Origin of the sequence: Brenneria corticis (assembly GCF_003115855.1) — a bacterium.
Lineage (GTDB): Bacteria > Pseudomonadota > Gammaproteobacteria > Enterobacterales > Enterobacteriaceae > Brenneria > Brenneria corticis.
Genome location: NZ_KZ819071.1, coordinates 92351 through 119310, shown reverse-complemented (window position 1 = coordinate 119310; position 26960 = coordinate 92351). Strand labels below are relative to the sequence as shown.

Here is a 26960-nt window from a genome sequence, read left to right as displayed (position 1 = left end):
AAAATGGATTCATTCCAGAGGGAGCCATGTAACCATGACCGAAGCCGAACTCCTGCACCAACTGGCTCTCGGCGAAGACAGCCGCCACCAGTTCAAACGCGACGCCACTAATGCCGATAGTATGGCCGCTGAGTTGGCGGCTTTTTCCAACAGCGGCGGCGGCCGGTTGTTTATCGGCGTAGCGGATGATGGTTCGGTATTGGGGTTGGATGCTGGCGCCGTGCGACGTCTGAATCAGTTGCTAAGCAATGCCGCCTCGCAGCACGTGCGCCCGCCGGTACATCCTCTGACTGAAAACGTGCAGACGACCAACGGCATCGTGATGGCGATCAGCGTGCCCGATGGACTTGCCAAACCCTATGTGGATCACCAGGGTCGCATTTGGGTCAAGCAAGGGGCGGATAAGCGCCATGTGACAGCCCGCGAAGAGATGCAGCGCATGTTCCAACTCGCCGGCTTGGTCTATGCAGATGTGGTGCCGATAGCCGGTACGTCGTCGGCAGATATTGATGACAAGGCTTTCCATGACTATTTCAATCGCCGTTACGGTCAGGATGTCGAGTTGGCTGACCGGCCGCTGGAACAATTGCTGCAAAACCTCAGTCTGGGCGATGGACGCGAACTGAACCTGACCGGACTGATGTTATTCGGCCACCAACCGCAGCGTTGGCGGCCTGCTTTCGAAGTCAAAGCCGTCGCTTTCCCCGGCACAACGCTGCACGATACCCGCTATCTGGACAGCGAAGACATCGGCGGCACATTGCTGGAGCAATACCAGCGCAGCTTCGCCTTTATCCGCCGTAATCTGCGTCATGTACAGGCCGGACGAGGCTTCAATACGCTAGGGAAACTGGAAATTCCGGAACAGACGCTGGAAGAGTTATTGGTCAATGCGCTGATTCACCGCGACTATTTCACCAGCGCTTCCATTCGCCTGATGGTATTCGCCGATCGGGTGGAAATCATCAGTCCCGGCCATCTGCCCGACAGCCTGAGCACCGAGGCCATTCGTCGCGGAGCCACTAACCGGCGTAATCCCACGCTGACCGAGCATACCGTACATATCCTGCCCTACCGCGGCCTGGGCACCGGAATTCCCCGCGCATTGCAGGATTGGCCGGCCATCGATCTTATCGACGATGTAGCGGCTAACCAGTTTCGCGTGGTTATCCGGCGACCACTGACAGAAGCAGTCACCGGGGAAGTCACCGGGGAAGTCACCGGGGAAGTCACCGGGGAAGTCACCGGGGAAGTCACCGGGGAAGTGTTGCGGTTACTGACGGTAATGCAAGGGGAAATGAAGCGGTCGGACATCCAGGCCGCTCTGGGATTGAAGCATGAAGATCACTTCCGCAATACCTATCTTCTCCCGGCGCTGGCGGGCGGATTCATCGAAATGACGATTCCGGACAAACCCAGAAGCAGTCGACAAAGGTATCGACTTACGCCGGCGGGTAAAAGCTGGTTGGCGCAGCAGAATTCTGGAGGTGATCGTGCATGAGATGGTCCATTTAATAGAACCAACGCACAATGAACGATTCACTTCATTACTGAACCAATTCTATTCTGCCATGCAGACGGAGCGAGCTATCACCCTGGCGATAATATTGCGATCGTCAATGAACTTAATTGGCGTCGTCAATCTAAGATTGCCCGAAAATGAGACGCCCCATCTGGGTTACTGGCTGGGCGCGGCATACTGGGGAAAAGGTTATTGTACCGAGGCGGTGCTAGAGATGCTTCGTTATGGTTTCAGCCGACTGGGGCTACAACAGATTAACGCCCGGTGTTACGACAATAATGCCGCTTCAGAAAAAGTCATGCGGCGTTGCGGCATGCGAAAAGAACCAGAATCGCCGGTAACGGAGGAGATTAACGGCCGCCGGGTAAGGCTGGTGAATTACAGCATAACCCGCAACGAGTTGATGTAATTTTCCTCGGATATGGACTCGCTATCATGTTTACTGGTGATTGTTTTAGCCATTATCATGGAGGACTACCATGCTACAACCGCACCTGGAAACGCCAAGGCTTATTCTCAGACCGTTCCAATTTGATGCTGCCGCCTGGTCGCCATCAACGCCAGAATCCCCTCAATCTTCAATTGCGGTGCGTCCGGTATAGCCCGGCACGGATGCCAACAGGAGGCGGGTATAGTTATCCTGCGGATTGGCGAATATTCTGGCGGTGTCGCCGTATTCGATTATTTTGCCGTCCTTCATCACGATGATCTCATCGCATATCTGGGCCGTCACACGTAAGTCATGGGTAATAAAGACGATTGACAGGCCGAGTTTTTCCCTCAGCTGTTCGAGCAGAGCCAGAACCTTTGCCTGTATCGATACATCAAGCGCCGATACGGCTTCGTCAGCGACAAGGATTTTTGGTTCGAGCGCCAGGGCGCGGGCAATGCCGATCCGCTGCCGCTGACCGCCGGAAAATTCGTGCGGGAACCGATTCAGCGCCTTGTCATCAAGGCCGACCAGTTCCACAAGCTCCCTTGCACGGTGATAAGCCTCCTCGCTGGACACACCGTGAACCGTCATGGGCTGAGAGATAAGATCTTTCACTTTACGACGCGGGTTCAATGCGGAGAAAGGATCCTGAAACACCATCTGAACCAGTCCCCTATGGCGGCGCAGCTCTTTGGCTGACAGCGCCGTGTAGTCGATATCGTCGATCAGCGTTTTGCCGCTATCCGGTTCGACCAGCCGGACAATGGTTTGCGCAAGCGTCGATTTTCCTGAACCGCTTTCCCCGACAATTCCCAGGATATGTCCCGCTTTCAGTTCAAAACTGACGCCGCACAACGCATGCACCACCCGCCCCTTGCCGAATATTCCCTTACGGCCATATGTCTTACTCATGTCCGTCACCTGCATAACGACATTCTCGGAGGCGATAAGGCGCGGCGGGCGCGGCTCAAGACGGGGAACAGCGGCGATAAGCGACTGGGTATAGGGATGCTGAGGGTTGCCAAGCACATCGGCCGCCCTGCCGTCTTCAACGACGCGGCCCTGCTGCAACACCACAACCCGGTCTGCTATGTCCGCGACCACGCCGAAATCATGGGTGATAAACAGGACGCCGGTTCCATTACGCTGTTGTAATTTCCGGATAAGTTCGAGGATTTGTTTTTGGGTCGTGACATCGAGCGCCGTCGTGGGTTCATCGGCGATAAGAAGGTCAGGGTCCAGCGCCATTGCCATCGCAATCATGACACGCTGACGCTGCCCGCCCGAAAGCTGATGCGGATAGGCTTTGTAGGATAAAACCGGATCGGGAATACCCACGGCGACGAGGTTATCGATCACCCGTTGATGGATGTCGTTTCCGGACAGATCCGTGTGCAGCAGGAACATTTCGGCGATCTGGTCGCCGATCCGCTTCAGCGGATTAAGCGCCGTCATGGGCTCCTGAAAGATCAGGCCGATCTTTTTCCCTCTGACGTCGCGCAACTGCCGGGAATTGAGCTGGAGGAGATCGCAACGGCCAAGTTTTACCGATCCCGCTACGACGCGTACGCCCGTCGGCAACAGCCCCATTATGCTGCTGGCGATGATTGATTTGCCCGAACCGCTTTCGCCAACAAGACAGACGATTTCATTGCGGCCGACCGTGATGGTCACATCGCGCAACGCCATATCCCGGTCTGCTCCATCGGGAAGCCGCACGCTGAGACAATTTATACTGAGAAGCGGCGCCGTCATCGGTTGCGCAGCCTGGGGTTTAGATGGTCGTTAAGGCCCTCGCCGACCACATTGATTGCCAGTACCATCAGAAAAATCGCCAGGCCGGGAATAACGGTCAGATATGGCGCGGTTCGGATGACCGGTCGTCCCGTTGAGACCATTCCGCCCCATGAGGGCATATTCGGGTCGCCGAGTCCGAGGAATGACAGCCCCGCTTCGATAAGAACCGCCGTGGCTACCATGACCGACGACATGACGATGACCGAGGAAAAACAGTTCGGCAAGATTTCGCCCGCCGCTATGCGCAGAGGGCTCATACCGATTGACTGGCATGATTGCACGAACACCCGCGAGCGAAGGGATATGAATTCGGCCCGCACAAGCCGCGCAACCGGAGGCCACGACACGGTTGCGATGGCAAATGTGATTGTCGTTATCGAAGGAGAGAAAATAACCACCAGCACGATCACGAATATAAAACTCGGAATGGTTTGGAAGACCTCGGTAATACGCATAAGCGCGTCATCCACCAGTTGACGGGAATAGCCCGCCGTCGCGCCGACAACCACCCCGATCACCGTTGCGGCGAGCGTTGAGGCAGCGCCAATGATCAACGAAATCCTTGCCCCGTAGGCAAGCATTGCCATGACGTCGCGGCCGAGGTTGTCCGTTCCGAAGGGCAGAGCCGCCTCCGCGAAAGGCGGCGTATAGGGAGCGCCCGCCTGCAACCAGGGCCCATTCGGCCATATCAACTTTGCGGACAGGGCCATAATCACATAGAGAACAAGGATCATGAACCCTATGATCGGAATCGGCCGGCGGCGGGCTTTGCGGATCGCCGCCTTTACGGAGTCAGTTGAGATCATCAATACAGTCCAATGCGCGGATCCACCCAGCAGTAAAGCAGATCCACGATGAGGTTGGTGAACACGACGCAGATTGACGAAAGGAACAAAATCCCCATCAACAGATTAATATCGCGGGAGAAAATCGCATCATAAGTCAGCCTGCCGAGGCCCGGCCAGGCGAAGATCGTTTCCACCACCACCGTGCCGCCCAGCATCGACCCGATTTGCAGCCCCAGCATCGTTAATACCGGCAGCAGGGCGTTTGCAATGATATGGTGTCGATAAACCCGTCCTTCCGACATTCCCTTCGACCGCGCGGTCCTGACGAAATCAAGTTCGGAGACTTCAATAACCGAGGAGCGCACCAGGCGGGTGAAAATCGCCAGATAGAAGACCGTAAGCGTAAGGGCGGGCAGAATAAGGTGGCGCATAACGTCAATCCATTGAGCCGCAATGCCCCCTTGCATGCCGATTGTCTTCATCCCCGACGAGGGCAGCCAGCCGAGTTGGATGGTGAAAAGCATCAAAAGCAGCAGGCCGAGCCAAAACAGCGGCATGGCGTAGCCGATAAGCGCTAATAGTGAAATCAGGGAATCAAGCGCATTTCCCGCGTTTTTTCCGGCAATCCCCCCCATCAGCAGCCCGATGGCAAAGGCGCTGAGAATAGCGGTGCTCATCAGCAATATCGTCGCGGGAAGCCGGTCTAAAATTGCATCAAGAACGGGCATGTTTCGTGTGTAAGAATAGCCGAGATCAAACTGGACCAAATTTGATACATAGGACAGGAACCGCATGTATAACGGTCGATCGAGGCCGAACTGCTCACGAAGTTGATGCGCATAGCCAGCATCAGCCCCACCACCTTGCGCAGTCATGACGTCAACCATATCGCCAGTCGGAAGAGACAGTACGGCGAAGTTTATGACGATAATCCCCGCAACGATCAAAAATGACTGAAAGATCCTTTTGCTAAGAAAGGAGGCATATGCCGGCATTTTCGCATTTCCTTCGGAATTTTCGAATAATCGGTTTTTCTCACCGCGCTGGATGTTTTTGTACCGGACATCAGCGATATCCCAACTACTCTAGTCAAGGGGTGAGATAAACGTCTGCGAAACTCCCGGCCGAGCCGAATGGCGTCAGTTCCGAGTTGTGAACCCTGGTATTTTTCACCGCGAAATACGGCACGTCGGCCAGTGGCAAAATCGGCAGATCCGTCACGACAAGATATTGGAATTTATAGAATATTTCAACTCTCCTTTGTGAGTCAGGCTCTCTTTGGGCGGCCTCGAGAAGTGCATCCGTTTCCGGTTTCGCATAACCCGACGAATTGGAAAACGGCACGCCGGGAGTGATATTTTTCGACCAGAAGAAGCGCTGGACGCCAATCGTCGGATCGGTAAGCGCCGAGGCGCCGGTGACCGTCAGGTCGAAATCGTAATCGGTATATATTCTTTTATAGAAGGTGGCGAAATCACTGCTACGAATCGTCGCATCGATTCCAACGATCCTCAGCGCCTGTTTGATATATTCGGCCACGGCAATGTAAACCCCCGCCCCCGAGGGCGGCGCATCGATCGTCAAGCGTAAACGGAGATTATCCGCGCCCGGCGTAAAGCCGGCCTCATCCAGCAGCGTCTGCGCCAGTTCCGGATCGAACGGGTACTGCGGCACATCGGCAGTGTAGAATTTCGTGATGGTTTGTGGAACCGGCCCGGTTGCCACTGAACCGAAACCAAAAAAGATGTTTTTAAGGATAAATTCCCGGTCGATGGCATGCAGGATGGCGCGCCGTACGCGAACATCCTGAAGGTTAGGACGGCGCAGGTTCACCTCCGTGAAGACATTATTGCCATAAGCTTCAAAACCTTTGTCCGGCACCTCGATATAGGGCAAGGCGTCCAGCCGCCGCGCGTCCGCAAAGGAGACCGGCACCGCGCCGGCGAATTCAACTTCCTGGGTCTCAAAGGCGATGGCGCGGGATGAAGGGTCCTGTTGTAATAAAACCACAATCCGATCGAGATAGGGTTTGCCTTTATCCCAATAATCCGGATTCCGCTCCAGCAATATATATTCACCTTGCCGCCACTCCACAAATCGGAACGGACCGCTGCCAACGGGAGAGATATTGGCCGGGTTGGTCAGAATATCCGTTCCTTGGTAGATATGACGCGGAATCACCTGCGCCTCGCTTGAATTAAGCGCGTTCAGCACAAAACCGGCAGGGCTGGAGAATCTAAAGATCGCTGTCGTTTCGTCCGGCGTTTCGACTTCACGTAGGGTTCCGTAAGTCGCCCTGCCTCGCGGATGCAGGATTTTCCATACCTCCATCGCCGAGAACTGCACGTCCGCCGAAGTCAGCGGTTTTCCGTCATGCCACCGCAACCCTTCACGCAGCTTAATGGTCAGCGTTTTCGCATCAGCGGACAACTCGACAGAGGTCGCCAGACGAGGTTGCGGAACCATATCGAAGTCATATTCGACCAGGCCGTCGAAAATTTTTGGTGAAATCTGTGCAATCTGACCCGCCGAGTTGAAGGCGCTGCAAAGTGAAGTCGGCTCATTCAAAAATATTCGCAACATTCCGCCGGTTACGGACTCCTGCGCCCGCGCCCCGAATGAACTCCCGAAAACCGGCAACATCACTGAACTTCCCATAAGCAGCATGAAGTCTCTTCTGTCCAGCTTCATAACGTTTTCCTTTTACGGCTTCGTATAGTCGTATAAATATTCGTCGAGCGGTGGATTGACGATATTGTTGAATAGATTGTTCGCTATTACCATGGTGCCATATGAAATAAGGGCGGTAAGTATTTCATCGTTATACTTATCTTTCAGGGCGGCCCAGCTCTCCTTGTCGACGCCATGTCCGTTATTGAGAAAAGCGCGGGCAAGCGATTGAAGATGTTTCTCATCCTCAGTGGGTTCATATGAATCCGGGGAAATACCGGCATCGATCAATAGGCGCCGGAAAAAGGTCGAACAGATAAGGCAGTCCGTGCCCTCGGAAATAGTATGGGCGAAAATCCAAATCGCCCGACGTCCAAAAATCGGAACCAGGAAATCCCGCAGATTGTATGATCGCATAAACGTATCGAAAGACGTGATCGAATGCAGAAGCGTGCGTTGCATATTGGTCACGCGCCCATCGCGCGCCAATTTTGAGTAATATGTTGATTTTTGCGCAAAATTCAATTTTTCATAAGAGACGAGGTCGATAAGGGTCTCTGCCATAATAATTCCTTTAAATATTTTAATATACCCGTCATACTTCAAGCTGCATGTGCGTTGGCTACGCTCAGTCACCCGAATCACTTACTTGAGTAAGCTCATCGGGATTCCTTCCCTTGCCGCCTTCCTGCAACTCGAATTATTTAGGGTATTACGTTTGAATACTGAATAAATCATTCACACACCTATCTCAAACTTGGTTCGAGATTCCATTTCCATTAAAAAACACGTAATAAATATATTTTGATAAATACAAAATATTAATGGTTTTTCATTAATTGAAAATTATATCGCCGCGCTAATTTATTAAGCTGAATTAATATTTATTTTAAACAAAACAATCACAAAAATATAACACCCACTCCGTGGAGATAAAAACGGAAACACAATAGAAAACCGATGAATTCTACATGAATAATACACAGCAAACATGCTCAATTAATCATTATAAAATGCGAAAATCGGCATAGGGTTTTATTGAATAAATAGATATTGTCCCGCCAGCATTTAAACCGTCAATTTTGACTCAAAAAAAACGGAGCGTTTTGTCCCAAACGAAACCTGTTTACGTTCGCCGGTCGCCGCCTGATTATCCGCCGGCAACCTCCTCATAAGCCTGGGCTAAGCGATTCACGCCTTCGATGATGTCCGGGATACTGGGCGCGGCGAAGGACAGGCGCATGGCGCCGGTCGGGCGGGCATCCGGGTAGAAGGCCTTGCCGGGCACATAGAGCACGCCCCGGCGCACGCCGGCGTGGAACAGCGCTTCCGCGTTGACGTCCGCGACGTTCTCTACCCACAGAAACATGCCGCCCTGGGGCGGCGTCAGGCGCAGGCGCGCTCCGAGCCTGCCGCGCAGCGCGTCCACCAGCGCGGACATGCGGGCGTGATATTCCTGCGAGGCGCGCGCCACGCTTGCCGCATAGCGGCCCGACTGGAGATAAGCGACCGCGACGGACTGCGCCAGCGTCGAGGTGCACAAGTCCGCGGTTTGCTTGGCGATGACGCACCGCCGGTACAGCTCCGGCGAGGCGACCATCCAGCCGATACGCAGTCCGGGGGAAACCGTTTTGGACAGGCTGGAGAGATATACCACCGGCGCGTCGTCTTCCTGGGTCCGCCGGGCTATCTCATACAGCGTGGGCAAGGCGTCGTCGCTGAAACGCAGTTCGCCATACGGGTCGTCCTCCACGATCAGGAAGCCGTGCCGGCGGGCCAGTTCGACGAGTGTACGCCGCCGCGCCAGCGGCAACAGCGCTCCCGACGGATTGGAGAACGAGGGAACCAGATAGAGCAGTTTCGGCGCCTCTTGCGGATTGTCCCGCAGCCGGGCTTCCAGCGCCGCCACATCCAGACCCTGTTCGTCCGTGGGGACGGACAGCAGGTTGGCGCCGGCCAGCCGCAGGGCCTGAATGGCGGCGGGATAGGCGGGCGTCTCGATCAATACGTTATCGCCAGGTTCGATCAGCACGCGGATCAGCAGATCGAAAGCCTGCTGCGATCCGGTGGTTACCAGGATCTCCGCCGGTGAACTGCGTATGCCGCGCGTCGCGAGCAATTCGGCAATGCCGCCGCGTAACGCGGGAGAGCCTTCCGTCGCGCCATACTGCAGGCTGCCGACCCTGTCCTGCAACGCCTGCGCGGCGGCCTGCCTCAGGCCCTCGGCATCAAACAGCTCGGGAGAAGGATAGCCGCCGGCGAAGGAGATCATGCCGGGCCGGTTAAGGTAGGGAAACAGTTCGCGGATCGGCGAACCTGACGGGCTGATGAAATTTCTGGCGAAAGAAATCATGGCTGAATCCTGGCAAAAGAAGTCATGCCGGCGGCGGTCGACCGCCGCCGGCGAGCGCAAACGGGCAAAGGCGCCGCATCGGTTAGAAACGGGCATCCATAAAATGCACCAGGGAAGCGCCCTGTTCGTACATCTGGTTTCTGATGCCGCGCAGCGACGCCGATGCCGTGGTGGTAACCGGCAGCGGCATATCCTGTTCGCCGGCCTGCTCCAGCACCAGCCTGGCCATTTCCCGGCCGAGCGTGGTGCCGGGGGCGATGCCGCGGCCGTTGTAACCGCAGAAGGTGTAGGTGTCGCGCGCCAGCTTGTGCAGGCGCGGCAGGTTGTCGTTCGTCATGCCGATCTCGCCGTACCATTCGTACTCGAAAGGAATATCCTGCAACTGCGGATATAGCTTGGTCAGCGCGCGGCGCCCCCACTGGTGATGCACGCTAAGGCCATGGCCGCGCAGCGCGCCCACGCTGCCGAATACCAGACGGCCCTGCTGGTCGAACCGGAAGGAGGAGAGCACCGTCCTGGTGTCCCACGCGCCTTCACGATTGGGCAGGATCTCGCGCTGCTGTTCGGCCGTCAGCGGCCGGGTGGCGAAGTTGAAGTAGGGAAGATAGACCAGTTCATTGCACAGCTGGCCCCATGGGCTCTCTTCAAGGGTGTAGGATTCGGTGGCCACCACCACCTTGCGCGCGCTGACCGTACCGCTGCCGGAGGTGCTCAGCTCCCAGTGCGTACCCGCGTCATGTATTTGCGTAACCGGGGTTGCGGTATAGATCTGCGCCCCTTCGCGCAGCGCCGCGTGAGCCAGACCGCGCACATAGCCCAGCGGCTGGACGGTGCCGGTGCGGCGGTCGAACAGCGAACCGGCATAGGCGCGGGTGCCGGTTCGCCGCGCCGTTTCCTCGGCGTCGAGCACTTCCACCGGCGCGCCCCGATCGGCCCACTGGCGGCAGCGTTCCCGAATCTCCCGCAGCCCCCGCGAGCCCACGGCGCAGTGTATCGTGCCGTTGTGCACGGCCTCGCATTCAATGTCATAGTTTTTGATGAGTTCATAAACCAGATCAGGCGCGTCGCCCAGCAGGTTCAGAAGACGGTCGCCATAATGCGTCCCCAGCGTGCGGGTAAGAATTTCCGGCATCACCCACATCCCGGCGTTGACCAGGCCGACGTTGCGCCCCGAACCGCCGTAACCGATGCTTTTGGCTTCCAGCACCGCAACAACGGCGCCGCCTTTGGCGCAGTGCAACGCGGTGGACAACCCCGTATAGCCCGCGCCAATCACCGCGATATCCACGTCCAGATGCGTAGTAAGCGCAGCGGTCTGCGGAGCCGGCGGCGCGGAGGCTTCCCACAGGCCGAAGGAAAGGGGATCGCTTTGCATAGACGTCGCTTTATCAAACATGGTTCTAACCCTCTCAAAAATGCCAACAGTGAAAATCGGTTAATGGCCGCTTAAATAAGCCTTACGAACATCGGGATTGTTGAGCAGCGCCTGTCCGCTGCCTTCCAGACAAATGGCGCCGTTGACCAGCACGTAGCCCCTATCCGCCAGCGAGAGCGCCTGATTGGCGTTTTGCTCGACCAGAAAGATGGTGCTGCCCGCCGCGGCGATGCGCTTAAGGGCGCGGAAGACGTCGGCGATGATCAGCGGCGCCAGCCCCAGAGAGGGTTCGTCCAGCAGAATCATGCGCGGGCGCCCCATCAGGGCGCGGGCAATCGCCAGCATCTGCTGTTCGCCGCCGGACATGGTGCCCGCACTCTGATAACGGCGCTCCTGCAAGCGGGGAAACAGTTCGAACATCGCCTTGAGATCCTGCGCGTAATGGCGCATGCCCACGGCAACCGTTCCCATCAGCAGGTTCTCTTCCACCGTCATCGCCGGGAAAATGCGCCGCCCTTCCGGCACCTGGGCCAACCCCAGGCGCGCCACCTGATACGACGGCAGAGCGGTGATCTCCCGACCGGCGAAAAAGATCTGGCCGCCGCGCGCCCTGGGCTGGCCGAAAATCGTCATCAGCAGGGTGGATTTGCCCGCGCCGTTGGCGCCGATCAACGCCACGATTTCCCCTTCGTTTACCTGCAGCGAAATATTGCGCAGCGCCTGCACCGGCCCGTAGCCGGAGTCCAGGCCGCGAATGTCCAGCAAGGGAGCGCTCATCATGGTTCCTCCCGGTGAAGCTCTTCGGCCGGCGCGCCGAGGTAGGCCTCGATCACCACCGGCGAATTAGCGACGTGATCGGGCTTGCCCTGATCGATTACCCGTCCGTAGCTGAGCACCACGATGTGGTCGCAGATGTTCATCACCAGTTCCATATCGTGTTCGATCAGCAGTACGGTAACGCCATGCTCATCGCGCAGTCGGCGAATCAGCGCGGCCAGCTCCGCGGTCTCGCGCGGGTTTAATCCCGCGGCCGGTTCGTCCAGACAAATCAGCGTCGGGTTGGTGCACATGGCGCGCGCGATTTCCAGCCGGCGCTGATGACCGTAAGGCAGTTCGCCGGCCAGCCGGCCGGCGCTGTCGAGCAGACCGACGCGCTCCAGCCATTCGCAGGCCGTGGCGATGGCCCGCTTTTCGGCGTTGCGGTAGCCAGGGGTGCTCAGTATCCCCGCCAGCAGGTTGTGATTGCGCTGCTGATGCTGAGCCACCACCAGGTTTTCCAGCACCGTCATTTCCTTGAATAAACGGATGTTCTGGAAGGTGCGGGCGATACCGGCGCGGGCCACGCTGTGCGTGCCGCCCAGGATGGAACGCATCAGGGCGCCGACTTCGCTTATGCCGCGCGGCGTCGATAGCCAAATCTGGCCGTCGGTGGGGCGATAGAAGCCGGTGACGCAGTTGAAGACGGTGGTCTTGCCGGCGCCGTTTGGTCCGATAAGCGCGGTGATCGCGTTGCGGCGGACGTTGAAATTCACATCGGTCAGGGCCTTGATGCCGCCAAACTGCATCCCCAGACCGGACACTTCGAGAAGATAGGCAGGTTCCATATTCAACCTCGCGGAAGTTCAATCACCGGACGACGGGTGGCGATCAGGCCGCGAGGCCGCCAGATCATCATCAACACCATCAGCAGGCCGAAGAGCAGGATGCGGTAGTCGGCGAAGTCGCGCAGCAGTTCCGGCGCCAGCGTGAGGGCGAAGGCCGCGATAATCACGCCGGTAATGGACCCCAGGCCGCCCAGCACGATAATGGCCAGAATCAGCGCCGACTCGAAAAAGGTAAAAGAGCTGGGATTGACGAATCCCTGGTAGCTGGCGAAGAACACGCCGGCGATGCCGCCGGTCATCGCCCCGATGATAAAAGCCGACAGCTTGACCGTTACGTGGTTAATCCCCAGCGAGCGACAGGCGACTTCGTCTTCGCGCAGGGCCTCCCAGGCTTGCCCCATCGGCATGCGGCGCAGACGATCCACCACGAACACCATCAGCGCGACCACCGCGACCAGCACCATGTAGATAAACAGATAGCGCGTGTTGGGGTTATAGGGCAGCCCCATGGCTTCGTGGAACGGCACGCCGCCGTCCCTGGCCACGCGAAAGAACTCCATGCCGAACAGCGTGGGAGCCGGCGCCTGGATCCCGTTTGGGCCGCCGGTGACGTCCACCCAGTTGGTCAGCACCAGGCGGATGATTTCGCCGAATCCCAGGGTCACAATCGCCAGATAGTCGCCGTGCGTTCGCAGTACCGGAAAGGCCAGCAGGCCGCCCAGAATGGCTGCCGCAATGGGAGACAGCACCAGCGCCGTCCAGAAATCCAGCCCGAGAAACTGGTGTCCCAGCGCCAGCAGGTAAGCCCCCAGGGCGTAAAACCCGACGTAGCCCAGATCCAGCAGTCCCGCCAGCCCCACCACGATATTCAGGCCCAGCCCCAGCAGCACGTAGATCAGCGCCAGAATAATCGCCTTGACCAGATAAGAGCTGTTCTCCATCAGGAAGGGCGCCACGGCGAGAACGATAACCGTCAGCAGTATCAGTACCAGATGCTGACGCCGGGAAGCGGGAACGGTGCGGACCCGCATGGATTTGTCCTTTTTGCGTTGCAGCCAGGCGTGCCCCAGCGGCGAAAGCCAAAGCGCGCGGAATAACCCGCGGCCCGCCGTCACTATCGCGGACAGGATCAGCGGCCGGTGCCAGTCAGGAATAAAGTCGAAGCCGCTCAGCCGCAACCCGGTTATCGGGCCGAATACCACCATCGAAATCACAAAGGTGGCCGCCAGGTCGAGCGCGAAAGCACGCGCCGTAACGGCGGGCCTGGCGGAATGGGAAGCAGAAGATAGAGTCATACTTTCTCCACGGCGGGTTTACCGAACAGACCGCTGGGCTTGAATACCAGCACGATGATAAGTACCGAAAAGGCGAACACGTCCTTGTAATCGGAGCTGACGAATCCGGCGAAAACCGACTCCAGCAGGCCCAGCAGTAAGCCGCCGAGCAGGGCGCCGGGCAGCGAACCGATGCCGCCCAGCACCGCGGCGGTAAAGGCTTTGATGCCGATGACGAAACCTATCGAGAAATCGAAGGAGCCGTAGTTGAGGGTGACCAGCAGGCCGGCGATGGCGGCCATCACCGCGCCGATGACGAATACCAGGGAAATGATGTAGCGGGTGTTGATGCCCAGCAGTACGGCCATCCGCGGATCCTGCTGGGTCGCGCGGCAGGAGCGCCCCAGCGGGGTTTTGGCGATAATCCAGGTCAGGAGCGCCATGCTGGCGGCGGAGACCAGAATAATCAACGCCTGCGGATAGGTGATCTGTACGGAATTGCCAGGCTCGGCTCCCAGCGGCAGGACGAACGCCCCCTTCAGTATCGTCGGAATGCCTTGCAGGTTCGGACCCTGGGACAGCTGCACATAGGACTGAAGGAACAGCGACACGCCGATGGCCGAGATCAGGGGCGCAAGCCGGGTGGACTGCTGCAGCGGACGGTAGGCCACCCGCTCGATCACCCAGCCATAGGTGCCGGTGACCAGCACCACCGCCGCCAGCGTGATCAGCAGCATGGGCAGTACCGAACTGATGCCGAAATAGGCGCATACGCTCAGGGCGATGGCGGTGACGTAGGCCGAAACCATATACACGTCGCCATGGGCGAAATTGATCATGCCGATCACGCCGTACACCATCGTATAGCCGACGGCGATCAGACCGTAAATAGCGCCAAGGACCAGGCCATTGACTAACTGCTGGATAAAAATATGCAAATCCATTGAATAACTCTCGCTGTGGGCGGGAGGCCCAAGAGCCTCCCAGAACGGCTGAGCAGCCTGGAACTACGCGCTACGGGGCATTGCTGGCAATCTTTGAATAGCTCCCATCGGCCTTCCACTGGTAAACCACGTAGTCGGCGCTGTTCAGGTCGCCGTTGGCGTCCCAGGATTTGGTTCCCAGCACGGTCTGCACCTGATTCTTTTTCAGCCAGTCGGCCAACTCGGCGCCGCTGGTGCTCTGGGCCCCCTTGAGCGCGGCGGCGACGGTTTGCACCCCGGCGTAGGAATAGAGGGTGAAGCCTTCCGGCTCATAGCCCACCTGACGGAGCTTTTGCACCACGGCCTGTCCTTCCGGCTTTTCGCGCGGATCGTCGCCAAAGGTGATGAGCATGCCGTTCACGTTGCCGCCGCCGCCCGCGGAGGTGAGCAACGCCTTATCCGCCAGGCCGTCGCCGCCCATAAACACCGCCTTCACCCCCTGTTCGCGCAGCTGGCGCAGCAGCGCGCCGCCTTCGGCCGTCAGACCGCCGAAATAGACCACGTCCACATTGGCGCCCTTGATCTTGGTGACCAGCGAGTTGAAATCCTTTTCGCCGCGGCTCAGCCCTTCATAAAGCACTTCCCTGACGCCCAAAGCGTTCAGCCGCGCCTTGGTCGCATCGGCCAGACCTTTGCCGTAGGTGTCCTTGTCGTGGACGATGGCCACGCGCGCCGCCTTGAGCTCCCGCACGATGTAATCGCCGGCGATATCCCCCTGCTGATCGTCACGTCCGCATACCCGCATGACATTGGGCAGCTTGCGGGTGGTGACCAAAGGGTTGGTGGAGCCGGGCGTCACCATCAGCACGTCGGCTTCGGCATAGGTGTCGGAGGCCGGGATGGTGCTGGACGAGCAGAAATGGCCGACCACGCCGACGACTTTATCCCGCTCGGCCAGCCTGGAGGCGACCGACACCGCCTGTTTGGGATCGCAGGCGTCATCGGCCACCACCAGCTCCAGTTTTTTACCGTTGACGCCGCCGGCAAGGTTGATGTCTTCAACGGCCGCCGCCGCCCCGCGGCGCAGTTGTTCGCCGAAGCTGGCGTTGGCGCCGGTCATCGGGCCGGCTACGGCGATTTTCAGCGTGGACTGGGCCCAGCCGGGAGCGCAGGCCAAGGCAAGCGCGGCGACGGTCAGCCCGATGGCGGTGCGGCGAATGGTGGAAAATGACATGGCAAACTTCCTTATATAGGTTGGGGGATGAATATCCGGCGGCGCAGCGGCTCGGCGCTTAAATATCGAAGCGCACGCCCTGGGCCAGCGGTAAATCACGGGAGTAATTGACCGTATTCGTCGCCCTGCGCATATAGTTGCGCCAGGCGTCCGACCCCGATTCACGGCCGCCTCCGGTCTCCTTCTCGCCGCCGAAAGCGCCGCCGATCTCCGCCCCGGAGGTGCCGATATTCACATTGGCGATACCGCAGTCCGAACCGCCGGCGGACACGAAGGTCTCGGCCTCGCGCAGATCGTTGGTGAAAAGCGCGGAGGAAAGTCCCTGGGAAACCGAGTTTTGCAGCGCCAGCGCGTCGGCGTAGTCGTCGTAGCTCAGTACGTACAGGATGGGGGCGAAGGTTTCGCGGCGTACGGAATCCGTCTGCGCCGGCATTTCGATAATCGCCGGCCGGACGTAGTAGGCATCCGGGAACTCCGCTTGCAGCACGCGCTCCCCGCCGAAGACCTTGCCGCCTTCCGCGCGCGCCGCCTGGATGGCCGACTGCATGCCGTCGAACGCCGCGCGGTCGATCAGCGGGCCGATCAGCGTCTCCTGTTGCAGCGGATTGCCGATGGGCAGCTTCGCATAGGCGTTTTTGAGCCGCGTCACCAGTTCGTCGCGGATGTCGGCATGCACGATCAGCCGGCGCGTGCTGGTGCAGCGCTGCCCGGCGGTTCCCACGGCGGCGAAGAGAATGCCGCGCACCGCCAGATCGAGGTCGGCGGAGGGCGTGACGATCACCGCATTGTTGCCGCCCAGCTCAAGCAGGCTGCGGCCGAAGCGGGCCGCCACGCGCGGGCCGACCTCGCGCCCCATGCGGGTGCTGCCGGTGGCGGAGATCAGCGCCACGTCGGGATGGTCCGTCAGCGCCTCGCCGACGTCGCGCAACCCCGGCAGCACCAGGCTCAGCCCCTGCGGCGCCTCGCCAAAACGCCTGGCGGCCCGCTCGAACATCGCCTGGCAGGCCAGCGCGGTCAAAGGCGTCTTTTCAGAGGGTTTCCAGACCACCGGATCGCCGCATACCACGGCCAGCGCGAAATTCCACGACCACACCGCGGTCGGAAAGTTGAAAGCGCTGATCACCCCCACCACGCCCAGCGGATGCCAGGTTTCCATCATGCGGTGACCGGGGCGCTCGGAAGCGATGGTCAGACCATACAGCTGTCGGGACAGGCCCACGGCGAAATCGCAGATATCGATCATCTCCTGCACTTCGCCCCGGCCCTCGGTGAGGATCTTGCCCGCTTCCAGCGAGATCAGGCTGCCCAACGCCTCCTTCCCGGCGCGCAGCTCCTCGCCGAGCAGGCGGATCAGCTCGCCGCGGCGCGGCGCAGGGACGTCGCGCCACGTTTTGAACGCCTCAACGGCGCGCGCCACGCCGTCCCGCAGTTCGTCCGGCGTGGCGCGACGAACCTGCGCGATGACGGAGCCGTCGATGGGGGAGCGTACCGGCAGATCGCCGTCGGTAATAAGATGCGGCGCAACGCCGAGCTGTGACAGTAAGGATTGGACCTGGATAGCTGTTTGACTCATAAAATACTCGCTTAGAGATCGCTTTGGCATATCAACGCCAATGATTTATCATAATGAAAAAAGTTTCCTATAAGGCACGCAAAGAAAAGCAAACTTCATGCCATGAATCCATTTAGGAGTAATAGCTACCAGCGCTACTAACGCCATCGGCTATGATTTACCTGGGAATAATGGAAAAATAAGAGCGGATGGTGCACAAACGCCTGGGTAAGGAAATGAATTTCTGATTTAATCGGCAACGACGTCTTGCCCCGTTTTGGGGCGAAAAGTTGATGTTTAGCGCACTCAGCCACATTGATTGGTGCACTTATAGGATAATGAAATGAATACTGGAATTGACAAACCATCTGCCGAAACGGCTTTGGGCCAGCGCATCCGCGGCCTGCGGACCAGTAAAGGATGGACGCTGGAGCAGGCCAGCCGGGCCTGCGGGCTGGCCCGCTCCACCCTGTCCAAAATCGAAAACGAGCAGATGTCGCCGACTTACGACGCGCTAATCAAGCTGGCCGACGGATTCGGTATCGACCTGAGCGAACTGTTCGCCATACGGCGGGCGCCGATGGGCGCGGGGCGGCGCTGCATTACGCGCGCGGGGGCGGGGATGCCGCACGATACTCCCTACTACCACCATATGCTGCTGTGCAACGACCTTTCCAACAAAGTGATGGTGCCGTTTCGTTCGAAGATCGTCGCACGCGCATTCAGCGAATTCGACGACTGGAGCCGTCATACCGGCGAGGAGTTCGTCTATGTGCTGAGCGGCCAGGTCCGCCTGTTCACCGAATTCTATGAGCCGGTGGATCTGGCCTCCGGGGATAATTGGTACATCGACAGCCGTATGGGGCACCGGGTGATCAGCCTGAGCGAAGAAGACGCCGAAGTGCTGTGGGTCAGCACCATCCACCCATAGGGCATGGGCGGCGTGAAAAATCGCCTATTCCAGGCGCTGACGGCAGGATCAGGCCAGGCCGGCCATTTCCGCCGCCAGTTTCGCGGCGGCCAGATCCCATAGCGCGCTCCCTACGGTTTTGAACATCACCGGGCGGCCCTGACGGGGACGTGGGTTCAGGATGCCGCCAATCGGCTCCACGCGGCTCCACTCTACCCCGGCCTGCATCAAATCGCCCGCCTCTTCCCGAGCGCCTTCCAGCGTATCGACGAACAGGTCGCAGCTATGCACCACCGCCGGCGCGATCTCCGCCATCTCCGGCTGATAGGCGCCGACGGCGATAATGGTGCTGTCGTCCGGCACCGATACCGACAGCACCGGCGTACGACTGGTGGTGGCCGCGACGATCAGTCCGGCCTGCGCCTCGCGTTCGTCCACCGCCTCAATCGCTTGCGCATCCAGCCCCAAATGTTCGCGCGCATAGTCCGCCAGAGCCGCGGCGCGCGACGGACGCCTGGATAAAATACGCACCCGGCGCAACGGCCACTGCCGGGCAAAAGCCTGAATATGTTCTTTCGCCTGCACGCCGGAGCCGATCAGCAGCAGGGTATCGGCATCCGGATGCGCCAGTTTGCGCGCGCCCAGCAGGGAGAGCGCCGCCGTGCGCCGGGCGGTGACCGTCGGCGCATCCAGCGACAGCAGGCGTTCGCCGGTATCGGCGCGCATCAGCACCAGTTCGCCCTGAATCGCCGGCAGGCCGCGATCGGGGTTGCCCGCATGCACGGTAAGCAATTTCACGCACAGGTGCCGCGCGTCGGAGGCCGGCATCAGCAGCAGCACGCCGCCGTTCTGAGCGGGTACGCTCTGGCGCACCGGCGCCTGCGCCTGTCCGCTCAGGGCCTGGCGGGCCATCAGGTCCAGCGCGTCCGCCAAACGGTCGTAAGGAAGGAGTTTGGCCGTCGCCGCGGCATCGAAAAATTGCATAAAAACGCTCCTCAGGATAAGTGACGGCAGTGGGCGGCGTATTTACCCGCCATACCAATAGGCCACGCCAATGATAGCGGCGGAAACGATGAACATCAGCCCCACAAAGCCGCGGTTCCACTGTAGGCCGACTTTTTGCGGCCTGACCCCGCACAGCGAGCCGGTAAGCAACGACATCGCGCTGATGGGAGAGACGGCGATCGCCATCGCCCAGCCCAGCGTCAGGGCCAGCGCCAGCGCCATCGGGTGCGTTAGCCCCAGTTCGCTGGCGCCGAATATCTGCGCCAGCAGCACCACGAAGATCGAGTGGGGAATAAACAGGGCGCCGGCCAGCGGGACAATCAGCAGACAAGCCAGCAGCACCGCCAGCGCCGGGAAGTGAGCCGACTGTAACGCCTGCCATCCGGGCTGTTGCTGGATGGTCAGCGAGATAGCCGCGCCAATGACATTGGCCGAAAGGAAAATCGCGCTTTCCATGCGCATGGAGCCGATATTCCTGAAGATATGGCGGGCATCCTGCACCAGATCCGTGCCGGGCGCCGAGCGCTCCAGACATAGCCAGCCCAGCGCGAACAGGGGAAGCACCAATACCGTTGAAACCACGAAAGACCATTGCAGCCAGATATGGATACCGATCACGCCGGCCAGCAGCAGCGCGCAGGCGAGCAGCACGCCGAGCAGGGTGCGCGGGGATCCCGCTGCCGCCCGCGCGGGGGCAGGAACGTCGACCTCGACGCCCTCGCAGCGCATCGCCCAGAAACAGGTGACGGCCATAATCAGCAGCGCCGACGCAAAGGCGGCGGCGACGAAATACATCGAGTTCAGCGCCGTCAGCGCGGTAGTGACAATGGCGAACCCCAACCCCATGGGCGACCAGATGGTCATCAGCACCGCGCCGCGCATACCCGCCAGCAGCATAATTCGCCGTTCATCCTCGGACGGTTTATTTCCACCGTTGCCCAGCTGATCGGCGATAAGCGGAATGATGCCGACGTTAAACAGCAGGCTGAGAAAATGGCTGCCCGCGTTAACCGCCACATAGCGGCGACCGGCGGGAAACGACAGCAGGTAGCCGGCGGCCTCGCGCACGGTCCCCGAGCGGCTTACCGGGTAACGCAGCAAGCCCAGAACGATCAACAGACACGAAAAGGCCGCCCCCTGAGCCAGCGCCTGAATGATGACGTGCTGGTGCAAAGGATAACGCCAGGCTACCCAGCCAAAGGCCGCTATCGCGCCCAGGAAAAAACCCTGAGCAAGCCGCGACAGAGCGGTAAAACGCAGCAAAGTGGCCAGCACCGTGGCGCCCATGGCTATCGCCAGCCAGGGAGAATCCGGAAAGAGATTAGCCAGAAGCAAGGCGATAACCGCCAGTAGATGGGCGCATCCGGAAAGATATTCAAATAAGCTCAAGCGATCACCTGCGGGTCAGTTAGGCGCCATTGTCGGATTTCTCGATCCGTTCAAGCTGCTCAGAATATCACGACTTGTTCTTATGGGAAATTTTTACCACTATATGAAATATGTATTTAATCGGTATGTTGCCGCCTGACGGGAAACGACGTCACCTGGTTGCAGGTAAACCCCATAACCCGTCATTAGTGCTATAACTTATATCGAAAACGAATTTCACCGGCATGGTTTTTTTGCTCTACTGCCGGAATTGGCTGCATCAGCAGCATCATTATTACTCTGCCATACTCAACCAATCGATAGTCAGCGATTGGATTTTTATCGCCAATCTTGTATATACATGTCTATTCGTAAGCGAAAATAGACATCCATGCTGGGGAAAACAATGCGCACAACCATTAAACAGGCTCTGTTATTTATCGCCGGATTCAGCGCCGTCGCGCCGGCGGTTCAGGCCGCTGATTTTATCGTCGGCAGCAAGAACTTCACCGAGCAATATATTCTGGCGGAGATCTACGCCTCGGCGCTGGAGCAGGCGGGCATTCCGGTGCAGCGCAAAATCAACCTGGGCGGCACGCTGATCGCCCACGCCGCGTTGCTGAAAGGCGATATCGATATGTACCCCGAGTACACCGGAACGGCGCTCAGCGCGGTGGTTAAAGGGGAGTTGTCCTCCGACGCGGATAACGTCTATCAGCAGGTAAAAAGCACCTACGCCGAAAAATACCAGCTCGCCTGGCTCGCTCCTGCTAAATTGAATAACGGCTATGCGCTGCTGGTCAGCAAGGCCACGGCTGAAAAATATCAGTTGAAAACGCTCTCCGATCTCGCCAAGGCCGCGCCGCGGCTGACCATCGGCGCGGGCGCCGAATTCGGCGATCGGCAGGACGGTCTGAAAGGGCTGGAGCAGGTTTACGGCATTAAATTCAAATCATTCCGCCAGTTCGCCAAAGTCGGCCTGCGTTATGACGCGCTGGCTGCGGGGCAGATTGACGTGGCCAACGGCTTCGCCACCGACTGGCAGATAGCCGAAGGGCAATATGTGCCGCTAACCGACGACCGGCACCTCTTCCCGCCCTATTTCGTCGCCCCGGTAGTGCGCGAGCAGGCGCTCAAAGCCCAGCCGCAGGCGGAAGCGGTACTCAATAAGGTCAGCGCGTTGCTGGATAACGCCACCATGCAGCGACTCAATGCCGCGGTAGAGAAAGACAAAGAGGAGCCCGCCGACGTCGCACAGGCGTTCCTGCGGGAAAAAGGCATCATCAAATCTTAAACAATCGGTTAAACGCGGCAATGACAGTTAATCTTGGTGGCGATACGGCATTGACTCTGGCGACGCTGGTCGAGGTCGCCAGAGAAAATCGGCCGGTGGCATTCAGCCCGGCGGCGCAACGGCGCATTGCAGAGGGCTTCGCCTTTCTTTACCGGCGAATTGCCGCCGGCGATCGCATCTACGGCGTGACCACCGGCCTCGGCGCGGGCGTGGATACCGCGGTGCTGAACAGCGCCGACGGCCGGCAGGATATCGCCCGCCTGCATCAGATACAGCGGCGCATTCCGCTGGCCCGGGCGGTGGGGGTCGGTGCGACCGCCGGCCGCGATCAGGTCCGGGCGATGATGCTGGCGCGCCTGGCCGGCATCGCCGCCGGCTATTCCGGCATCTCCCCGCCGAGCGCGCAGGCGTTGCTCAGCCTGTTGAATCTTGGCGTGCATCCGCTGGTGCCGCTGACCGGCTCGATCGGTGAGGCCGATCTGGCGCCGCTGGCGCATATCGGCCGGACGCTGGCGGGCGAGGGGCAGGCCGAGTACCAGGGACGGGTGGCCGACATTCAGGCGCTGGCGGACGACGTGGGGTTCGCGCTGCCCTCGCTGACGGGTAAGGACGGGCTGGCGCTGGTCTCTTCGAACGCCGCCTGCGTCGGCATCGCCGCGCTGGCGCTGGCCGATATCGCCCGGCTGATTAACGCGCAGGCCGGCGCCATCGCGCTGTCGTTCGAAGCGTTTCGCGCCAATATTTCCCCGCTGTCGCCCTGGGTCAGCCATATCCGCAGGCTGCCGGGCGGCGCGCAGTGCGCCGCGCATCTGCTGTCGCTGCTGGCGGAAGGAAGCTTATTGCAACCCGGCGGCGCCCGTCTGTTGCAGGATCCGCTCAGCTTCCGCTGCGCCGCCTCGGTGCTGGCCAGCGTTCATCAGGCCTTCCACCACGCCAGGCAAGCCACCGAGCTGGAGCTGAATAGCGCCGACGATAATCCGGCGCTGATCGCCGAAGCCGATCTGGTGTTAGCCAACGCCAATTTTGACGCCACCCATCTGACGCTGGCCTTTGACGCGCTGGCGCTGGCGTTGGCGCGGCAATCCGCCTGCGCGGCCGAACGCATAATGAAGCTGATGTCCGCCGACGCCAGCGGATTGCCGCGCTTCCTCACCCCGCACCGCGGGCAAACCGGCTTTGCCACGCTGCAAAAAACCATTTCCGCGCTGACCAGCGACATTGTTCACCACGCCAGCCCGCTGTCCGCCATTACCGTACCAGTCGCCGATAGGGTGGAGGATTACGCCTCGCAGTCCATGGCGACGGTCAGAAAAATGCTGCGTCTGGTGGAAAGCCTGCGCTATCTGGTGGCCATCGAATTGATGGTGGCGGCGCAGGCGGTCGATTTGCGCGGCGCGACGGAGATAACACTCGGTCGCGGCAGCGCGGCTATCCATGCCCGGGTGCGCGGCCTGGTCGCCGGACTGGATGAGGATCGCTCCACCGCCGGCGATATCGAAAACCTCGCCGCGGCCGTCAGCGCCTCCGACTGGCTGGCCGAAGGCGAACAACTGCTGGAGATTGCGTGATGCGCTGGGCTCCCAGACACCTTGACGATATCGGCCTCGCCTTATTGCAGCATCTTTTTCTGGTCGGCGTCTCAATCGGCTGCGCCTTCGTCATCGCCATGATTTTGGGCGTCTGGAGCGCCCGCCGGCCGAAAACCTATGCGCTGGTGCTGACCCTCACCGGCATGCTGTTTTCCATTCCCAGCCTGGCGCTGTTTGCGCTGCTTATTCCGTGGCTGGGGATCGGCCCGCTGCCGGCGATTGTCGGCCTTACCGCTTACGCCCTGATGATTCTGGTGCGTAATATCGCCACCGGCTTTCACGCCATCGCCCCCGAGGTGCTGGACGCGGCGCGCGGCATGGGTTACGGCTACCGGCGCATGCTGTGGGAGATCGAACTGCCGCTGGCGCTGCCGTTTATTATCACCGGGCTGCGTATCGCCACCACCACGCTTATCGGTATCGCCACCGTCGCCGCCTATATCAATGCCGGCGGGCTGGGCGCCATTATTTTCGCCGGGCTGGACCAGCGCTACCCGGAAAAAATTCTGATTGGCGGCGCCCTGACCTCGCTGTTGGCCATCGGCGTCGACGCGCTGTTTCTGCTGCTGCAACGGCGCCTGGCGCGCCGTCGCCGTCTGGCCCCGAGTACGGAAGCGAACGCATGATTTTCTACGACGCCTGGCAATGGATTACGGCGAATCCGGACCCCTTTTTCACCGCGCTGCGCCAGCATTTGCTGATGTGCGGACTGGCGCTGTTTTTTTCGCTGCTGCTGGCCATTCCGATCGGGGTGACGGTGGCCGCTTCGCCGCGCGCCACCTTTATCGCGACCAGTATCGCCAGTACGCTGAGAACCATTCCCAGCCTGGCGATCCTGGCGGCGGCGCTGCCGTTTTTAGGCATCGGCCTGCTGCCGTCGGTGGTGGCGCTGGTGATCCTCGCCCTGCCGCCGATCCTGCTCAATACCTGCACCAGCATTCAGTCGGTGGATAAAGACACCCTTTCCGCGGCGCGGGGGATGGGGCTGACGCCGGCGCAAACCACCCGCCGGGTGATCCTGCCGCTGGCGGCGCCGGGCATTCTGGCCGGCGTGCGCACCGCCGCCGTACAGGTGATCGGCGGCGCGGCGCTGGCCTCCTTTATCGGCGGCGGCGGGCTGGGCGATTTCGTCACCACCGGCATCGCCATTATGGATATGTCGCGGCTGCTGGTCGGCGCGATACCCATCATTCTGTTGGCCATCGGCGCCGAACTGCTGTTCGCCGCGGTGGAAAAGACCTGGTTTAAACACGTTCCCAGAGGGTAAGCCTATGATTAAGCTTGAAAATATCACCAAGATTTATCCCGGAACAACGCAGAAAGCGCTGGATAATCTGACCCTTGATATCCCGGAAGGCTCAACCACCGCGCTGATCGGCCCGTCTGGCTGCGGAAAAACCACCACCATGCGCCTGATTAACCGTCTGGAAGACGCCACTCAGGGCCGCGTTTGGGTTAACGGCGCGGACATTACCACCGTCGATCCAGTACTGCTGCGCCGCCATATCGGCTATGTCATTCAGAATGTCGGCCTGTTCCCGCATATGAACGTCGCCGACAATATCGCCACGGTGCCGCGGCTGCTCGGCTGGGATCGCCGTAAAACCGACGCCCGCATTGATGAACTGTTGCATCTGGTCGGCCTCAATCCGTCGACCGATCGCGGCCGCTATCCGGCGGAGCTGTCGGGCGGACAACGCCAGCGCGTCGGCGTAGCTCGGGCGCTGGCGGCCGATCCGCCGGTGATGCTGATGGACGAGCCCTTCGGCGCCATCGACCCGCTGATTCGCGGGCGCTTGCAGCAGGAATTCAAGCAGATCCTGCAACGGGTTAAAAAGACCGTGGTGATCGTGACCCACGATCTTGACGAAGCGATAAAAATGGGCGACCGCATCGCCATTATGCGCCACGGCACGCTGTGCCAGTACGATACGCCCGCCGCCATCCTCAGCAACCCGGCCGATGCGTTCGTTGCCGCGTTTATCGGCAGCGACGCGGCATTAAAGCTGCTGGCGCTGACGCCGGTGGAGAAGGCGATGACCCCCTGTGAACAGAGCCGCTATCCGCTGTCGGTCGGCATCCGGGCGAATCTGAAAGAGGCGCTGGCGCTGATGCTGGCCCACGACGCGCCAGGGGTGCGGATTAGCGACGACCAGCAGCGGGTGCTGGGGGAATTAAATCGTCAGCAGCTTTTCACCTATCAGCAAACACTGCTTGCGGCCTGAGCGCCGGATTAAGGGAATTCAATGACCCAGCCTGTCAATATTACCTATCTCAACGGACCGGACATTCAGCAACTGGCGATGACCGACAGCGAAATTCTCACCGCCGTCGACGCCGGCCTGCTGGCGCAGGGACGGCATCAAACCGTTATCGAACCCCGCGTGCACCTGATCCCCGATCCGGCGTTTAACGGCCACTTCAACGTGCTGCGCGGCTATATCGCGCCGCTCAATCTGGCGGGGGTGAAGGTGGTGGGCGACTACGTGAATAACTACCAATCAGGTCTGCCGTCCGAAATGGCGATGCTTAATTTGTTCAATCCGCGCACCGGTATGCCGGTGGCGATCGTCGATGCCTCGGCCATTACCGATATGCGCACCGGGGCGATCACCGCGCTGGGCGCCCGCCATCTGGCGCGCCGCGACAGCAAGGTACTCGGCCATATCGGCGCCCGCGGCACCGCCTACTGGAACGTACGCCTGCTGAACAGCCTGTACGACTTTGATGAAATCCGCATCCACTCGCGCCGTCCGGAAAGCCGTAACGCCTTTGCTAAACGGCTGGAACAGGATTTGGGCAAAAAGATTATCGTCACCGCCGACTGGGAAAGCTGCGTGCGCGATGCGGATATCGTCGTCGAAGCTTCACGGCTGGAAAAACCGGCGCCCATGCTGAAAACCGCCTGGATCAAGCCCGGCGCGCTGGTGGTGCCTTACGGCACCATGAGCGCGGTGGAGCTCTCGCTGACCGACATCATGGATAAAATGGTGGTCGACGACTGGGGCCAGTGCAAGGGGGGCATGTTTGGTTCTCTGCGCGCCCACGTTGCAGCCGGTAAACTGAGCGCAGAGACGCTGCATGCCGAACTCGGGCAGATCGTCGCCGGCGTTAAACCTGGACGCGAAAACGACGATGAAACCATCCTGTTCTGGCATCGCGGCCTGTCGCTGAGCGATATCGCCCTCGGCCATGCGATGCTGGAAAAGGCGCGCAAGCTGGGAATCGGCCAGACGTTGCGCTACGCATGATCGCCAACGGACGGATGT

At 59.8% G+C, this 26960-nt stretch carries 24 protein-coding genes; 9 read left to right on the top strand and 15 right to left on the bottom strand.

Going from position 1 to position 26960, the window contains the following annotated elements; genetic code table 11:
* The first annotated feature begins 34 nt into the window (after nt 1–34).
* Both DDT56_RS00570 and DDT56_RS00565 read left to right on the top strand, forming a co-directional pair.
* Nucleotides 35–1501: a Fic family protein gene (locus DDT56_RS00570; protein ID WP_136164577.1), complete on the top strand. Its 1467-nt coding sequence runs from the start codon at nt 35–37 to the stop codon at nt 1499–1501.
* 1 nt (nt 1502) lies between these two features.
* Nucleotides 1503–1931: a GNAT family N-acetyltransferase gene (locus DDT56_RS00565; protein ID WP_256373216.1), complete on the top strand. Its 429-nt coding sequence runs from the start codon at nt 1503–1505 to the stop codon at nt 1929–1931.
* Nucleotides 1932–2093: 162 nt separating this feature from the next.
* On the opposite strand, the gene DDT56_RS00560 is transcribed toward DDT56_RS00565, so the two are convergent.
* From DDT56_RS00560 to amaB, 13 genes are all read right to left on the bottom strand, one after another.
* Nucleotides 2094–3644, bottom strand: a complete 1551-nt coding sequence (locus tag DDT56_RS00560) for an ABC transporter ATP-binding protein (RefSeq protein ID WP_246856688.1) — start codon at nt 3642–3644, stop codon at nt 2094–2096.
* Nucleotides 3645–3706: 62 nt separating this feature from the next.
* Complete coding sequence (locus tag DDT56_RS00555) at nt 3707–4558, bottom strand: ABC transporter permease (RefSeq protein ID WP_136164574.1); 852 nt, start codon at nt 4556–4558, stop codon at nt 3707–3709.
* Nucleotides 4558–5535, bottom strand: coding sequence for an ABC transporter permease (locus tag DDT56_RS00550; protein WP_136164573.1), 978 nt, complete (start codon nt 5533–5535; stop codon nt 4558–4560). Before DDT56_RS00550 ends, DDT56_RS00555 begins: the two co-directional genes overlap by 1 nt.
* Before the next feature lie 94 nt (nt 5536–5629).
* Nucleotides 5630–7231: an ABC transporter substrate-binding protein gene (locus tag DDT56_RS00545; RefSeq protein WP_136164572.1), complete on the bottom strand. Its 1602-nt coding sequence runs from the start codon at nt 7229–7231 to the stop codon at nt 5630–5632.
* Nucleotides 7232–7243: 12 nt separating this feature from the next.
* Nucleotides 7244–7774: a hypothetical protein gene (locus tag DDT56_RS00540; RefSeq protein ID WP_136164571.1), complete on the bottom strand. Its 531-nt coding sequence runs from the start codon at nt 7772–7774 to the stop codon at nt 7244–7246.
* Between the two features lie 586 nt (nt 7775–8360).
* Complete coding sequence (locus DDT56_RS00535; RefSeq protein ID WP_210416948.1) at nt 8361–9659, bottom strand: aminotransferase-like domain-containing protein; 1299 nt, start codon at nt 9657–9659, stop codon at nt 8361–8363.
* Nucleotides 9646–10959 (bottom strand): NAD(P)/FAD-dependent oxidoreductase, encoded by a 1314-nt coding sequence (locus tag DDT56_RS00530; RefSeq protein ID WP_210416947.1) that lies wholly within the window; start codon nt 10957–10959, stop codon nt 9646–9648. The genes DDT56_RS00535 and DDT56_RS00530 overlap by 14 nt, the downstream gene beginning before the upstream one ends.
* A 39-nt stretch (nt 10960–10998) precedes the next feature.
* On the bottom strand, nt 10999–11715 hold the full coding sequence (locus tag DDT56_RS00525; RefSeq protein WP_136164816.1) for an ABC transporter ATP-binding protein: 717 nt from the start codon (nt 11713–11715) through the stop codon (nt 10999–11001).
* On the bottom strand, nt 11715–12542 hold the full coding sequence (locus DDT56_RS00520) for an ABC transporter ATP-binding protein (RefSeq protein ID WP_136164570.1): 828 nt from the start codon (nt 12540–12542) through the stop codon (nt 11715–11717). Before DDT56_RS00520 ends, DDT56_RS00525 begins: the two co-directional genes overlap by 1 nt.
* 2 nt (nt 12543–12544) lie before the next feature.
* Nucleotides 12545–13837 carry a high-affinity branched-chain amino acid ABC transporter permease LivM gene (livM, locus tag DDT56_RS00515; RefSeq protein WP_136164569.1) on the bottom strand — a complete coding sequence of 431 codons (1293 nt, stop codon included), beginning with the start codon at nt 13835–13837 and terminating at the stop codon, nt 12545–12547.
* Nucleotides 13834–14760: an ABC transporter permease subunit gene (locus DDT56_RS00510; RefSeq protein WP_136164568.1), complete on the bottom strand. Its 927-nt coding sequence runs from the start codon at nt 14758–14760 to the stop codon at nt 13834–13836. The genes livM and DDT56_RS00510 overlap by 4 nt, the downstream gene beginning before the upstream one ends.
* A 70-nt stretch (nt 14761–14830) precedes the next feature.
* Nucleotides 14831–15973 carry a branched-chain amino acid ABC transporter substrate-binding protein gene (locus tag DDT56_RS00505; RefSeq protein WP_136164567.1) on the bottom strand — a complete coding sequence of 381 codons (1143 nt, stop codon included), beginning with the start codon at nt 15971–15973 and terminating at the stop codon, nt 14831–14833.
* 58 nt (nt 15974–16031) lie between these two features.
* A complete protein-coding gene (gene amaB, locus DDT56_RS00500) occupies nt 16032–17546 on the bottom strand; it encodes an L-piperidine-6-carboxylate dehydrogenase (protein ID WP_136164566.1) in 1515 nt (504 codons plus the stop codon).
* A 322-nt stretch (nt 17547–17868) separates the two neighbouring features.
* On the opposite strand from amaB, the gene DDT56_RS00495 reads away from it, so the two are divergent.
* The gene (locus tag DDT56_RS00495; protein ID WP_136164565.1) at nt 17869–18456 is read left to right on the top strand and encodes a helix-turn-helix domain-containing protein; all 588 of its coding nucleotides are present in this window, start codon (nt 17869–17871) and stop codon (nt 18454–18456) included.
* Nucleotides 18457–18504: 48 nt separating this feature from the next.
* On the opposite strand, the gene DDT56_RS00490 is transcribed toward DDT56_RS00495, so the two are convergent.
* Nucleotides 18505–19419: a delta(1)-pyrroline-2-carboxylate reductase family protein gene (locus DDT56_RS00490; protein ID WP_136164564.1), complete on the bottom strand. Its 915-nt coding sequence runs from the start codon at nt 19417–19419 to the stop codon at nt 18505–18507.
* Between the two features lie 42 nt (nt 19420–19461).
* Nucleotides 19462–20829, bottom strand: coding sequence for a hypothetical protein (locus DDT56_RS00485; protein ID WP_136164563.1), 1368 nt, complete (start codon nt 20827–20829; stop codon nt 19462–19464).
* Between the two features lie 385 nt (nt 20830–21214).
* Here DDT56_RS00485 and DDT56_RS00480 point away from each other — a divergent pair, with 385 nt between their 5' ends.
* The 6 genes from DDT56_RS00480 to DDT56_RS00455 are packed head-to-tail and all read left to right on the top strand — an operon-like array spanning nt 21215 to nt 26942.
* Nucleotides 21215–22102: a glycine betaine ABC transporter substrate-binding protein gene (locus DDT56_RS00480; RefSeq protein ID WP_136164562.1), complete on the top strand. Its 888-nt coding sequence runs from the start codon at nt 21215–21217 to the stop codon at nt 22100–22102.
* A gap of 20 nt (nt 22103–22122) precedes the next feature.
* Nucleotides 22123–23670 carry an HAL/PAL/TAL family ammonia-lyase gene (locus DDT56_RS00475; RefSeq protein ID WP_136164561.1) on the top strand — a complete coding sequence of 516 codons (1548 nt, stop codon included), beginning with the start codon at nt 22123–22125 and terminating at the stop codon, nt 23668–23670.
* Nucleotides 23670–24317, top strand: coding sequence for an ABC transporter permease (locus tag DDT56_RS00470; protein ID WP_136164815.1), 648 nt, complete (start codon nt 23670–23672; stop codon nt 24315–24317). Before DDT56_RS00475 ends, DDT56_RS00470 begins: the two co-directional genes overlap by 1 nt.
* Nucleotides 24314–24958, top strand: a complete 645-nt coding sequence (locus DDT56_RS00465) for an ABC transporter permease (protein ID WP_136164560.1) — start codon at nt 24314–24316, stop codon at nt 24956–24958. The genes DDT56_RS00470 and DDT56_RS00465 overlap by 4 nt, the downstream gene beginning before the upstream one ends.
* A gap of 4 nt (nt 24959–24962) precedes the next feature.
* The gene (locus tag DDT56_RS00460; RefSeq protein WP_136164559.1) at nt 24963–25916 is read left to right on the top strand and encodes an ABC transporter ATP-binding protein; all 954 of its coding nucleotides are present in this window, start codon (nt 24963–24965) and stop codon (nt 25914–25916) included.
* A 21-nt stretch (nt 25917–25937) separates the two neighbouring features.
* Nucleotides 25938–26942 carry an ornithine cyclodeaminase family protein gene (locus DDT56_RS00455; RefSeq protein WP_136164558.1) on the top strand — a complete coding sequence of 335 codons (1005 nt, stop codon included), beginning with the start codon at nt 25938–25940 and terminating at the stop codon, nt 26940–26942.
* The last annotated feature ends 18 nt before the right edge of the window (nt 26943–26960 follow it).

Coding starts and splice junctions, on each gene's coding strand:
- DDT56_RS00570 (WP_136164577.1), top strand. CDS start 35: ATGACCGAAGCCGAACTCCTGCACCAACTGGCTCTCGGCGAAGACAGC.
- DDT56_RS00565 (WP_256373216.1), top strand. CDS start 1,503: ATGGTCCATTTAATAGAACCAACGCACAATGAACGATTCACTTCATTA.
- DDT56_RS00560 (WP_246856688.1), bottom strand. CDS start 3,644: ATGGCGTTGCGCGATGTGACCATCACGGTCGGCCGCAATGAAATCGTC.
- DDT56_RS00555 (WP_136164574.1), bottom strand. CDS start 4,558: ATGATCTCAACTGACTCCGTAAAGGCGGCGATCCGCAAAGCCCGCCGC.
- DDT56_RS00550 (WP_136164573.1), bottom strand. CDS start 5,535: ATGCCGGCATATGCCTCCTTTCTTAGCAAAAGGATCTTTCAGTCATTT.
- DDT56_RS00545 (WP_136164572.1), bottom strand. CDS start 7,231: ATGAAGCTGGACAGAAGAGACTTCATGCTGCTTATGGGAAGTTCAGTG.
- DDT56_RS00540 (WP_136164571.1), bottom strand. CDS start 7,774: ATGGCAGAGACCCTTATCGACCTCGTCTCTTATGAAAAATTGAATTTT.
- DDT56_RS00535 (WP_210416948.1), bottom strand. CDS start 9,659: ATGCCCGTTTCTAACCGATGCGGCGCCTTTGCCCGTTTGCGCTCGCCG.
- DDT56_RS00530 (WP_210416947.1), bottom strand. CDS start 10,959: ATGTTTGATAAAGCGACGTCTATGCAAAGCGATCCCCTTTCCTTCGGC.
- DDT56_RS00525 (WP_136164816.1), bottom strand. CDS start 11,715: ATGAGCGCTCCCTTGCTGGACATTCGCGGCCTGGACTCCGGCTACGGG.
- DDT56_RS00520 (WP_136164570.1), bottom strand. CDS start 12,542: ATGGAACCTGCCTATCTTCTCGAAGTGTCCGGTCTGGGGATGCAGTTT.
- livM (WP_136164569.1), bottom strand. CDS start 13,837: ATGACTCTATCTTCTGCTTCCCATTCCGCCAGGCCCGCCGTTACGGCG.
- DDT56_RS00510 (WP_136164568.1), bottom strand. CDS start 14,760: ATGGATTTGCATATTTTTATCCAGCAGTTAGTCAATGGCCTGGTCCTT.
- DDT56_RS00505 (WP_136164567.1), bottom strand. CDS start 15,973: ATGTCATTTTCCACCATTCGCCGCACCGCCATCGGGCTGACCGTCGCC.
- amaB (WP_136164566.1), bottom strand. CDS start 17,546: ATGAGTCAAACAGCTATCCAGGTCCAATCCTTACTGTCACAGCTCGGC.
- DDT56_RS00495 (WP_136164565.1), top strand. CDS start 17,869: ATGAATACTGGAATTGACAAACCATCTGCCGAAACGGCTTTGGGCCAG.
- DDT56_RS00490 (WP_136164564.1), bottom strand. CDS start 19,419: ATGCAATTTTTCGATGCCGCGGCGACGGCCAAACTCCTTCCTTACGAC.
- DDT56_RS00480 (WP_136164562.1), top strand. CDS start 21,215: ATGCGCACAACCATTAAACAGGCTCTGTTATTTATCGCCGGATTCAGC.
- DDT56_RS00475 (WP_136164561.1), top strand. CDS start 22,123: ATGACAGTTAATCTTGGTGGCGATACGGCATTGACTCTGGCGACGCTG.
- DDT56_RS00470 (WP_136164815.1), top strand. CDS start 23,670: ATGCGCTGGGCTCCCAGACACCTTGACGATATCGGCCTCGCCTTATTG.
- DDT56_RS00465 (WP_136164560.1), top strand. CDS start 24,314: ATGATTTTCTACGACGCCTGGCAATGGATTACGGCGAATCCGGACCCC.
- DDT56_RS00460 (WP_136164559.1), top strand. CDS start 24,963: ATGATTAAGCTTGAAAATATCACCAAGATTTATCCCGGAACAACGCAG.
- DDT56_RS00455 (WP_136164558.1), top strand. CDS start 25,938: ATGACCCAGCCTGTCAATATTACCTATCTCAACGGACCGGACATTCAG.